The organism is Mesorhizobium sp. M1E.F.Ca.ET.041.01.1.1 (genome assembly GCF_003997355.1).
Classification (GTDB): domain Bacteria; phylum Pseudomonadota; class Alphaproteobacteria; order Rhizobiales; family Rhizobiaceae; genus Mesorhizobium.
This window is the reverse complement of sequence record NZ_RZSL01000170.1, coordinates 1-10,648: the sequence shown is the minus strand read 5'-3', so window position 1 is coordinate 10,648 and position 10,648 is coordinate 1. Positions and strand designations below refer to the sequence as shown.

10 protein-coding genes and 1 pseudogene are annotated in these 10,648 nt (G+C 63.4%); 3 read left to right on the top strand and 8 right to left on the bottom strand.

All coding sequences use genetic code 11. The features are described 5' to 3' along the window. The coding region (locus EOA38_RS16080) for an FAD-dependent oxidoreductase (protein WP_145965977.1) at window positions 1-444 on the bottom strand (444 nt) is incomplete at its 3' end. A gap of 223 nt (window positions 445-667) precedes the next feature. Here EOA38_RS16080 and EOA38_RS16075 point away from each other — a divergent pair. Further along, on the top strand, window positions 668-1,144 hold the full coding sequence (locus EOA38_RS16075; protein WP_127220635.1) for an Lrp/AsnC family transcriptional regulator: 477 nt from the start codon (window positions 668-670) through the stop codon (window positions 1,142-1,144). Window positions 1,145-1,166: 22 nt separating this feature from the next. Here EOA38_RS16075 and EOA38_RS16070 read toward each other — a convergent pair whose 3' ends face one another. The 7 genes from EOA38_RS16070 to EOA38_RS16040 all read right to left on the bottom strand — a co-directional run bounded on the left by EOA38_RS16070 (window position 1,167) and on the right by EOA38_RS16040 (window position 9,570). Beyond that, entirely contained in the window at window positions 1,167-2,822 is a 1,656-nt protein-coding gene (locus EOA38_RS16070; protein WP_127299656.1) for an ABC transporter ATP-binding protein, read from the bottom strand. Continuing rightward, on the bottom strand, window positions 2,819-3,670 hold the full coding sequence (locus EOA38_RS16065) for an ABC transporter permease (RefSeq protein WP_127299655.1): 852 nt from the start codon (window positions 3,668-3,670) through the stop codon (window positions 2,819-2,821). Before EOA38_RS16065 ends, EOA38_RS16070 begins: the two co-directional genes overlap by 4 nt. Beyond that, complete coding sequence (locus EOA38_RS16060; RefSeq protein ID WP_127299654.1) at window positions 3,667-4,617, bottom strand: ABC transporter permease; 951 nt, start codon at window positions 4,615-4,617, stop codon at window positions 3,667-3,669. Before EOA38_RS16060 ends, EOA38_RS16065 begins: the two co-directional genes overlap by 4 nt. An 88-nt stretch (window positions 4,618-4,705) precedes the next feature. Further along, window positions 4,706-6,316, bottom strand: coding sequence for an ABC transporter substrate-binding protein (locus EOA38_RS16055; protein ID WP_127299653.1), 1,611 nt, complete (start codon window positions 6,314-6,316; stop codon window positions 4,706-4,708). Window positions 6,317-6,380: 64 nt separating this feature from the next. After that, the gene (locus EOA38_RS16050) at window positions 6,381-7,103 is read right to left on the bottom strand and encodes an HAD-IA family hydrolase (RefSeq protein WP_127299652.1); all 723 of its coding nucleotides are present in this window, start codon (window positions 7,101-7,103) and stop codon (window positions 6,381-6,383) included. A 239-nt stretch (window positions 7,104-7,342) separates the two neighbouring features. Next, entirely contained in the window at window positions 7,343-8,716 is a 1,374-nt protein-coding gene (locus tag EOA38_RS16045) for an aspartate aminotransferase family protein (RefSeq protein ID WP_127299651.1), read from the bottom strand. A 14-nt stretch (window positions 8,717-8,730) separates the two neighbouring features. After that, window positions 8,731-9,570 (bottom strand): GNAT family N-acetyltransferase, encoded by an 840-nt coding sequence (locus EOA38_RS16040; protein ID WP_127299657.1) that lies wholly within the window; start codon window positions 9,568-9,570, stop codon window positions 8,731-8,733. A gap of 320 nt (window positions 9,571-9,890) precedes the next feature. Between EOA38_RS16040 and EOA38_RS16035 the strand changes: the two genes are divergently transcribed. Together EOA38_RS16035 and EOA38_RS40385 are read left to right on the top strand one after the other, a co-directional pair. Beyond that, on the top strand, window positions 9,891-10,559 hold the full coding sequence (locus EOA38_RS16035) for a haloacid dehalogenase type II (protein WP_127299650.1): 669 nt from the start codon (window positions 9,891-9,893) through the stop codon (window positions 10,557-10,559). Then, window positions 10,510-10,648: pseudogene (locus tag EOA38_RS40385) on the top strand (FAD-dependent oxidoreductase); the annotation flags it as partial. The gene EOA38_RS16035 and the pseudogene EOA38_RS40385, both read left to right, overlap by 50 nt.

Sequence of the window (10,648 nt, the reverse complement as noted above, 5' to 3'; positions counted from 1 at the left end):
CTTCCAGATACGGCCTGTGGCGCGACCGCGCGCGCTCGCTTCGGCGCTGTCGAGCATGTGGGTGGTGACGCAGGCCGTTTTGGCAAAGTCACGCCAGCGTGCCCAGCCGGCCAGTTCCGCCTCGTCATTGCTGAGATAGAGCAGGCCGCAACGGCGGAAGCCCGTGTCCTCGCCAGCTTCGACCGCAAAGTGAGCCCACAGATCGAGGCTTCGGGTCGCCATAGGCAACTCGCGGGCGTCGCGGTTCTGCTGGCGGCACCATCCCCAGTTTCTGCTGGACTGCTCGGCGCCGATACGTCCCTTTTCGACAAGCGCGACCTTCATGCCGCGCCGCGCCAGGTAGTAAGCCGCGAAGACGCCCACGATGCCGCCGCCGATCACCACCGCGTCCGCGGATTGCGGCAGTTCGCCGGATGTTTCGATTTGCTGCAGCGGCGCGCGCATGGTCTCTCCATCTCGAAGCGCCAATTTAGCGCGTTGCGCAGGCAGCCGCTGCTGCAGTTGAGGCCGAAGCAGAATTTTATTCCGGCAGCTCGGTCGAAATCAGGAGTCGCTGCGTTTCAAAGCGGTATTAGCTCTCATGGACAGGACGGCGGGCTGTGGTAGTGTCAATGGCAACCAGCATGGCAGCATTTTGTGCTGTGGCGCGCTTTCTACGGAGACGGCTGTGAAACTGGATCGGATCGACATCAAGATTCTGCACGAATTGCAGAAGAACGGCCGCATTACCAATGTGGAGCTGGCCGAGTTGGTGCACCTGTCGCCGAGCCCGTGCCTGATGCGGGTCAAGAAGCTCCAGTCGGAAGGCTACATCGAAGGCTATTCAGCGCAGGTCAACATCGGCAAGCTCGGCCAGACGCTGACCGTGTTCACCGAGATCACTTTGAAGAATCACCGCCAGGTGGACTTCGCCCGCTTTCTCGCCGTCGTGGAGAAGATCGACCAGGTCATCGAATGCCATCTCGTGTCGGGCGGTTACGATTACCTGATGAAATTCGTGACCGCCGGCATCGGCGAGTACCAGACGATCATGGAGCGGCTCACCGACATGGATATCGGCATCGACAAGTATTTCAGCTTCGTGGTGCTGAAGTCGCCCATCGTCAAAGCGCACATGCCGTTGCCCAGCCTGTTCCCGATGTGAAGCGTGGCCGCCTCGAATTCCTCTACCTGTGGCCGTACTGGCTGACCAGTTCGGGGTCGCGGACGAGGCCGTCTAGCCAGGTCGGGTCGAGCTTCGGCACGGAGGAGAACAGAAGCTTGGAGTAGGGATGCGCGGGCGCCTTCACCTTGTCGGGCGTGATCTGCTCCACCCGCTCGCCATTGTACATCACCATGATCTCGTCGCAGATGGCCTCGACGACGGAGAGATCGTGGCTGATGAAGATGTAGGAGAGGCCGAGCTCGCGCTGCAACTCCTTGAGCAGCTCGATCACTGCTGACGCCACCACCGTGTCGAGCGCCGAGGTGATTTCGTCGCAGATGATGAGCTTGGGGTTGGCCGCCAGAGCGCGCGCGAAGTTCACGCGCTGTTTCTGGCCGCCCGAGAGCTCGGAAGGATGGCGGTAGCGCAGTGCTCTCGGCAGGCGCACCATGTCGAGCAGTTCGTCGACGCGCTTCGAGCGCGCCTGCCTGTCGAGCCGGTGATAGAAGGCCAGCGGGCGCGAAATGATGTCCTCGATAGGCTTGGCCGGATTGAGCGCGGTGTCGGCATACTGGAACACGATCTGCATCTCGCGCAGCTGGTCCTGGCTGCGTTTCCTGGCGGCGCGTTCCAGTTGCTTGCCGTCGAAGACGATGTCGCCGGCCGCCGCGGGATGGATACCGGCGATCACTCGCGCCAGCGTCGATTTCCCGCAGCCGGATTCGCCGATGATGCCGAGGTTGCGCCCCTTCTCCACGACCAGGCTGACGGACTGGACGGCGCGGATCAGCGGCAGACCGTCGGCGCGGACCGCCCCGTAGCCGGCCGTCAGATTGTCGACACGCAGCAGCGGCTTCGCTGCCGCATCTGCATCCGCCTTCGCGCCCCGCGCCTTCGGTTCGAAGGCAGCCAGCAGCTCCCTCGTATAGGGGTGCTTGGCAGCCGAAAGAATTTCTCGCGTCGTGCCGGTCTCCTGCACTTCGCCGCCCTTCAGCACCACGATGCGATCGGCGATCTGGGCGACGACCGCGAGGTCGTGGGAAACGTAGACACCCGCTATGCCGCCCGCCTTCATCACCGACTTGAATGCCTTCAGCACGTCGATCTGCGTCGTCACATCGAGCGCCGTCGTCGGCTCGTCGAAGATAACCAGCTTGGGATCGCCGATAAGCGCCATGGCCGCCGCCAGGCGCTGCAATTGCCCACCCGAAACCTGGTGCGGATAACGGGCGCCGATCCCTTCCGGGTCCGGCAGCGACAAGGCCCTGAACAGCTCGACTGCCCGCTTGCGTGCCTGCTCGGGCGGCATCAGCCTGTGGATGCGCGTGACCTCGATCACCTGCTCCATGATCGTGGATGATGGGTTGAAGGAGGCGGCCGCACTTTGCGGAACATAGGCGATGTCGGTGCCGCGCAGCTTCGCCCGTTCCTTCTCGGAGAGTGCCGCCATGTTCTTGCCGTTGACGTTGATCTCGCCGCCGGTGATCCGGCAGCCGGGCCGTGCGTGGCCCATGAGCGAGAGCGCCACCGTCGTCTTGCCGGAGCCGCTCTCGCCGATCAGGGCGATGATCTCGCCGTCGGCGATGTCGAGGCTGACGCCCTTGATGATTTCGACGACCCGTCCGGCGTCGGTCGTGGCCTCGATCCTCAGGTTCCTGACCTCGACGAGATTGGTCATGCGTCCCGGTCCCTGATCTTCTGCGGCAGGTTGTCGATCAGCAGGTTGACGCTGATGGTGAGGCTGGCGATCGCCAGCGAGGGCACGATGACTGCAGGAGCCGCGAAGGGCAGGCCGCCGATGTTCTCGCGCACCAGCGCGCCCCAGTCGGCTAAAGGCGGCTGCAGGCCGAGCCCGAGGAAGGACAGGCCGGAAAGCAAAAGCACGATGAAGACGAAGCGCAGGCCGAAGTCGGCCAGCACGGGACGGATGATGTTGGGCAGGATCTCGGACCCGATGAGATAGGCCGTGCTTTCGCCACGGACGCGGGCGACGGTCATGAAGTCCATAGTGTTGATGTTGACGGCGAGGGCCCGCGCGAAGCGGTAGGCGCCGGGGATATAGATGACGGCGAGCGTCAGGATCAGCACCGGGATGGACGAGCCGACCGCGGCGACGACGACCAGGCCGAACAGCTTGCTGGGGATGGAGTTCATGGCGTCCAGAAAGCGGCTGAGGCAGGTGTCGAGCCAGCCGCCGGTGACGGCCGCGATCATGCCGAGCACGACGCCCGAAAAGCAGGCGATGGAGACGGCGGCGAGCGATATGCCGACGGTGTAGCGCGCACCCATCAGAACCCTGGAGAGCATGTCACGGCCCAGATAGTCCGAGCCGAGCCACAGCCCCTGACGCATCGGACCGAAATAGTCGTCGTCGACGATGTCGCCGATCGGGTGGGGGATGATGTAGGGCGCGAAGATGGCGACGAGCGTCCACGCCAGGATGACCAGCGAGGCCAGGACGCCCACGAGGTTGTAGCTGTGGCCCAGGAAGGACCGTCGGGAGGCTGCCGCGCGTGCCATCGTCATCTGAGCCTCGGGTTGGACATGATCGCGATGATATCGGCGGCCGTGATGAGCAGCAGATAGCCGAGGCAGAAGATCATCGCGCAGCTCTGGATCAGCGGCAGGTCGCGGGTCGCCACCGCATCGACCATCAGCTTGGCGATGCCGGGATAGTTAAAGATCGTCTCCACAATGATGACTCCGCCGACCAGATAGGACAGCGAGAGCGCGACCGCGTTGACGATCGGCCCGAGCGCGTTGGGGAGAGCGTGCCTCAGGACCATGCGGCTGCGCGAGGCGCCCTTGAGGAGCGCCATCTCGACATAGGGCGTGGAAAGCGTTTCGATCACCGCGGCGCGGGTCATGCGGATCATTTGAGCGGAGATGACGAAGGTGAGCGTGATCACGGGCATCGCGTAGATGCGCACGAGGTCGGTCAGCGAATGCGCCTCGTTGACCGAGGACAGTGCCGGCAGCCACCGGAGATAGACGGCGAAAAGCAGGACCGCCAGCGTGGCGACCATGAACTCCGGCACGGAGATGACGCCGATCGAAAGCACGGTGACGGTGCGGTCGTAGAGGGAGCCGCGCAGCATCGCGGCGGTGATGCCGAGCGTCAGCGCCAGCGGCACCGAGATGAGCGTGGTGATGCCGGCGAGCTTCATGGTGTTGACGAAGCGCCCGCCAATCAGCGCCGCGACCGGCATGTCGTTGGCATAGGAGGTGCCGAGGTCGCCGTGGAGCAGGCCGACAAGCCAGCGCAGGAAGCGCAGAATCGCCGGATCATTGAGGTGCATGGCTTCGCGCAGGCCGGCGACGGCCTCGGGGGTCGCCGCCTGGCCAAGCAGGATCGACGCGGTGTCGCCAGGCAGCATGCTGGTGGCGAAAAACACGGCGAACAGGACTATCAGAAGGGTGACGACCGCGACAGCCAGCCGCTTCACCACGAGGTTGAGAACCCCAGACTTCATGGAAGCGCTCCCTGCGGTTGCGTTAGGCCAAACAATCTTGCGCAATGCAGTGCCGGGGACCGGCTGACCGGTCCCCGGCAGGCGCCCCTCAGGCTTCGAGCCAGAGGTATTCCGCCATTGCGTAGCCCATCATGCCACCGAGCGGGTTGGCTTCCAAACCCTTCACCTTGCTGGAGAGGGCATCGACATTGGAGATATAGGCCGGGATGATGGTGCCGGCTTCCTCGGACACCATGCCCTGCATCACGCCGTAAATCTCCTTGCGCTTGGCCTGGTCGAGCAGGCCGCGCGCCTCGACGAGCAACTTGTCGAACTTCTCGGACTTGTACTGGCTCTCGTTCCAGGGCGCGTTGGAGGCATAGAGGAGTGAGAACAGGATGTCCGGCGTCGGGCGCGGATTGATATTGCCGAAATGGACCGGCGCCTTGAGCCAGTAGTTGTCCCAATAGCCGTCGGACGGGACGCGCTGGACATCGAGCTTCATGCCGATATCAGCGCCGGCGGCCTGGATGATCACCGCCATGTCGATCGACGAGGTCGCGGCATCGGAGGCGACCACGGGGATCGACTGGCCGAGCAGGCCCGCCTTCTGGAAGTGGAACTTCGCCTTGTCCGGGTCGAAGGCCTTCGGCTTGAGGTCGGCGTTGTGGAAGATATTGGCTGGCGAGACCGGCTGGTCGTTGCCGATTTCGCCGAGGCCGCGCAACGCCGATTTGACGATCTGCTCGCGGTTGACGAGATACTTCATGCCGGCCACGAAATCGGCCTTGCTGCCCGGGTCCATATCGAGCCGGATGTTGAGGTCCGTGTAGTTGCCCGAGGTCGTCTTCGACAGTTCGAAGCCCTGCTGGCTCTCCAGCAGCTTCATCGAGCGCGGATTGATCGAGGCCGCAAAATTGATGTCGCCGGAAATCAGGGCGTTGACGCGGGCGCTGTCGTCGGTGATGGCAATGAATTCGAAGGAGTCGAGGTAAGGCTTGCCCGACTTCCAGTAGTTCTTGTTCTTGGTGACCACCGAACGCACGCCGGGTTCGAACGTCTGCAGTACGAAGGCGCCGGTGCCGTTGCCCTTGGAGAAGTCGGTGGTGCCGTCGGCGACGATCATGAAGTGATGCAGCGCCAGAATGGTCGGCAGGTCGGCATTCGGATCGGCGAGCGTGATTTCGACCGTCGACTTGTCAACCGCCTTGAAGACGGTCATCTGCGCCGCGATCTTGGCGACCTTCGAGCCGACCGCTTTGTCGAGATGGCGCTTCAGCGAGAAGACGACGTCGTCGGCGGTGAGGTCCTTGCCGTCGTGGAAGGTGACGCCTTTGCGCAGCTTCACGGTCCAGGTCTTGGCGTCCTTGCTGTCGAAGCTTTCGGCCAGCTCCATCTGCGTCTTGCCGTCCTTGTCGAGGAAGGTGAGGCGGTTGTAGAGCGAGCAGCAGCGGACATAGTCGGTCGAGAGCGACGCCTTTGCCGGATCGAGCGTGTCGGCGGTCGAGGACGACCAGCCGGCCGCCTTGAAATTTCCGCCGGAAACTGGTGTGGCAGCGACGGCTTGCGTGGCACGGCCAAGCACCACGCTGCCCGCGGCAACCGCGGCGCCGCCGGCCAGCAGCATCTTGAGGAGTTCGCGGCGGCTGGCGCCCCGTCGAATGGCGTTTTCGACCATGGCATCGTCTGCGCTGGTCCAGTTCGTGATCTTGTCGGTCATGTCATTCCCCTTTCTGATGGTTTCGCCGGATGCTCGTCTTATCGCGCGCTTTCCGGGCTTGGGCTCAGCTTCGTTCCTTCAGACTTTCCCGCACGGCCGATGCGAAGCCGGCCATTGAGGTGAAGTGGTAGTCCGGCTCGGTGAAGCGCTCGGGCTCGATCGTGCCGCCGTAGCCTTTCTGGGCGTGCCGGCGCTCGATCCAGCAGTTGGTCATGCCGAGCGCCCGGGATATGCCGATGTCGTGATACTGGCTTTGCGCGACATGCAGGATGTCGTCCTTGTCGTCGCCGCGGCAGGCCACGAAATCGAAGACCTTCTGGAAGAAGGCCGGGTCCGGTTTCTCCGTGCCGGTATCGTCGGCCGTGAAGGTGGCGAAAAAAGGCGATCCGAGTTGCTTCTCGAAATGGTCGAGCGCCCAGCGCCGGGCATTGGTCATGGCAATCAGCCTGTGGGCTTTCGCAAGGTCGGCCAAGGCCGCCGCGCTGTCGGAGAAGCCTTGCCAGGTGCTGGCGGAATCCCGCAGGCGGGCTCCGTATTTCTCCTCGGCCGGCAGGCCGAGCCGCGGCGCGATGACCATGTAGACACGCGCCAGATCGTCAGGGAACAGGCCCGCATCGGGCATGTAGCGAGCCTGCCGGTAAAGGGCCAACGCCTCCTCGCCGTCGAAGGAGACACCAGCTTCGGCGGCGATGCCGGCCAGGCAGCTCGTGATGCCCCCTTCGAAGTCGATCAGCGTGCCGACCACATCGAAGGTCATGTATTTGAATTCGCTAAAGCCCCTGGCCAAATCTGGCTCTCCTCTGCGCGCGACCGAATTGCATCATGCTGAACAGAACAAAATTCCGTGCTGTCCGGGGCGTCGGCCTTTTTCAAAACCCTAGAAATTCGGGCTTTCTGGCCTTGTCTTTAAAAGCAGTCTGGCACTTCCCCCGCGCTGGATTCGCCGAAAAGGCGCGGGGCTGCGGCACAAAATTGCGAAATCGCCTGCCGAAGCGATATTTCGAGATGCGAAAAATCCGCCGCTGTTCATGCAAGCGCCCTGCGGACATCCGGATCGTCCAGCGTCTGGTCGAGCGTTCGGCGCGTGCGCTCGATGATCGCATCTATATCGCTGTCGGTGCAGCAGAGCGGCGGTGCGTAGCCCAGAACGCCATGCGCGAAGGCGCGGATGATCAGGCCGTTGTCCCACGCCCGGTCGAAGACCCGCCGTGCCGGCATCGCCGAGACGGGAAGCGGCGTCTTCATCTGCTTGTCGGTCACCAGCTCGACCGCTGCAAGCATGCCGCGGCCGCGCACATCGCCGACCAGAGGATGGTCGCTCAGCCCGGCCAATCCGGCCATCAGGCGGGCGCCGGCCTTGATGCCGTTTTCCAGAAGGCCGTTTTCATAGAGCTTCAGCACCTCGAGCGCGACGGCGGCGCTGACGGGATGGGCCGAATAGGTATAGCCGTGACCGACCGCCGCGTTGCCTGCGCCGTCGGCGATGACCTGGTAGACGTGGTCGGCCATGAACACGGCGCCCATCGGCACATATCCCGAGGTCAGCCCTTTGGCTGTCGTCATGAAATCGGGAACGATGTCTTCCTCCGTGCAGGCGAACAGCGGCCCGGTGCGGCCGAAGCCGGTGATCACCTCATCGGCGATGAACAGGATGCCGTATTCGCGGCAGAGCTCGCGTATCGACTTGATCCAGCCTTTCGGCGGCACGATGACGCCACCCGAACCCTGGATCGGCTCGGCGTAGAAGGCGGCGACCCGTTCCGGTCCGATCGCCTCGATCTTCGCCTTCAGCGCGGCGAGCGACGCGGCAATGATCGCATCGCCGTTTTCGCCGACCGGGTTGCGGTAGGGATAGGGCGACGGGATCTTGTGCTGCCATTCGAATGGAATGCCGAAGCCGGCGTGGAAGGCGGGGAGGGCCGTCAGCCCGGCGCCGACCACCGATGATCCGTGATAGCCCTGCTCGATCGAGATGAACTGGTCACGCTGCGGCTTGCCTTTGGCGTTCCAGTAGTAGCGGACGAAGCGGATCGTGCTGTCGACCGCGTCCGATCCGCCGAGGGTGAAATAGACGTGGTTGAGGTCCCCCGGCGCGCGCTCGGCCAGTTCCGAGGCAAGCCGGATGGCCGGCTCCGAGCCGAGGTCGAAATAGGCGGTGGCGTAGGGAAGCTCGCGCATCTGCCGGGCTGCCGCCTCGACGATACTGTCGTGGCCATAGCCGGCATTGACGCACCAAAGCCCGGCAAAACCGTCGACAAGCTGCCGGCCGGACGCATCGGTCACGGTGGCGCCCTTCGCCGATTTCAGCACGCGCACGCCGAGCGCCTCGTGGCCGCGATAAGAGGCGACCGGATGGATGAGATGGGCGCGGTCGAGTTCGACCAGGGAATTGGCGAGCATTGTTGTCCTCCGGATTATCCGAGCGCCTGGTTGGCGAGGGCGTAAACTTTTGGCCTGGCCTGTTCGGGGCCCTTCTTGGCGGGTCGGTCCATCGACACGCCGCCGCCGACAGGGGCGAGGCCGATTTCCGTGAGCCAGTCGGCAATGCCTGTCCTGCTGTCCGTGTCGACGCGCAGGAAGGCGCCGGGGCGCGATGCGGCGAAAAAGCGGATCAGTGCTTTGGCTTCCTCTGCGCTGCTCGCGATGACCGGACCGATCACCTCGCCGCGTCCGAACGGACGGATCGCGGCATAAGCCTCGATGGCGCCGTCGTGGCGAATGACGGCGAATTGGCCACGCTCGGCCAGAGCATCGATCAGGGCTTCACGGTCGGCGCCATAGGCATCGCGGTCCAGCGCCTTGATCTCCGGCAGATCATCGCCGCTTGCCGCTTCCACGCCGTCGGGCGCGCCAAGCTCGGCGACGCTTCCCTGATGCTGCAGGACCCTGCCCGAGGGCGCGAAGCCCAGTTTCTGATAGAGCGGCATGCCGTCTGCCGTCGCGACGAGCCGCAGCGGACGATCCTCTGCAAGAGCGAAGGCCTGTTCCATCAGGCGGCGCCCGAGCCCCTTGCCACGCACGTTCCGGTCGACGATCACCATGTTGATCATTGCGCAATCGGCGCCATAGGGCGTCACCAGTATGGTTCCGGTGACCCGGCCCTGGTCATCGAGGGCGACCGCGCCGCTCGAAAGCTGCAGCGCCATCTGCCAATCCTGCGGGCGATGCGGCCAATTCTCCTGCCGAGATAGCGCGACTGCACCGTCGATATGATCCGGCCCGAAGTCCTGGAGTTCGATCTCGCCTTGCTGCATGACGCACCTTTCAGTCTGACCCCAAGTCTCGATCATTGGTGCGCCGCAGATCGTCTGAAGGTCTCGACTTCGACGGTATCATTCGCCGTTGCGCAGGGGGTGCGCCGCATCTTGTGCTGGCGCCTATGGAACTAGATGCGTTTAGCGCCTCCTCTGGCGGCATCCTTCGAAGCTCAAGATGCTACAGCGTGCCAAACGGAACCGCGGATACGGAACTTTCTGCTTTCGGCAGGCGCTTTTCGGTCAGGTGGGTCGCTTTCTGCCGGTCTATGATGAAAAACGTCCCAACACGGATGTGCTTCCACCGGAGATCGACGGATATGGCATCTTTCAGGCCCAAATACATCACCTTCGACTGCTATGGCACGTTGACCAATTTCCAGATGGCCGAGGCGGCGCGTGACCTCTATGGCAGCCGGCTCGATGAGCCGCGCATGCAGGAGTTCATCAAGAACTTCGCAGCGTACCGGCTGGACGAGATATTGGGCGACTGGAAACCTTATGCCGATGTCGTTCACAACGCGCTCGAGCGCGCCTGCAACCGCAACGGCGTCGCCTTCAGCTCCGACGACGCCAAAATGGTCTATGAGCGTGTCCCGACCTGGGGGCCGCACGCCGACGTTCCAGCCGGCCTCACCAAGGTCGCCAAGGAAATTCCGCTGGTCATCCTCTCCAACGCCATGAACGCGCAGATCATGTCCAATGTCGAGAAGCTCGGCGCGCCATTCCATGCCGTCTACACGGCCGAACAGGCTCAAGCCTACAAGCCACGCTTCAAGGCTTTCGAATACATGTTCGATAGGCTGGGCTGTGGTCCGGAGGATGTTCTTCACTGCTCGTCCTCGTTCCGCTACGACCTGATGTCGGCGCATGATCTCGGGATCAAGAACAAGGTCTGGGTCAATCGGGGTCACGAGCCGGCTAACCCCTATTACGGCTATGTCGAGATCGCCGACATTTCCGGTCTTCCGGGCGTGGTCGGGCTTTGAAACTGACGGGATGCAAATGAAGCTGGTCTCCTACTGGCACGACACCGCTCCTGTTTTTTCCGGGGGGGCGCAAGGCCCGGTCGAGGGAC